We start from the raw sequence: 504 nt of genomic DNA, 5'->3' as shown, positions 1-504 counted from the left end.
CTCTGACACGCTCGGCAAACGCCGCCAGCAACTTGGGTGCGCGGTCCGGCGGGAATTGTCGTTGCTCCTCACGACGGCGCTGCATGTAGGGAAACTCAAAGCGCAACACCGCCACGGAATGCGACGCCAACGCTGCGGCCATGGTGTTCATGAAATCGCTGTCCATCGCAGCACCGGCACCATGTGCCAGCAGCAACACTGCAACAGGCTTCTCTGCCCGATCATAGAGACAATCCACACCAAACCGTTCAGCCATACCGGCGCTCCCTGGCAAAGAGTTATAACGCGGCCTGCAACGCTCGTAGCTGGGTACGCAGTGCATCCCCGAACTCCACCTGAAACACATCCAGCGGGGGCGCCTTGATCACGCTGGCCACCACCGGTGCCGGTTGACTCACCGCCCAGCAACCTATCACCGATTGCTGCACCTGCATCAGGAAACGTATGGCCTGATCTCCCTCCAGGGCAAAGTCGCGCTGCAAGCGTGCGGCCAGCTGCGCAAAG

The 504-nt window shown here is 61.1% G+C and carries 1 protein-coding gene and 1 pseudogene; both read right to left on the bottom strand.

Going from position 1 to position 504, the window contains the following annotated elements:
• Window positions 1-256, bottom strand: a 256-nt coding sequence (locus A3754_RS00260; protein WP_369817555.1) for an alpha/beta family hydrolase, incomplete at its 3' end; no start/stop codon positions are given.
• Between the two features lie 22 nt (window positions 257-278).
• Window positions 279-504, bottom strand: a pseudogene (locus A3754_RS00255) (TetR/AcrR family transcriptional regulator); the annotation flags it as partial.

Source organism: Alcanivorax sp. HI0083 (genome assembly GCF_001635175.1).
This window is presented reverse-complemented; position numbering and strand designations above follow the sequence as displayed.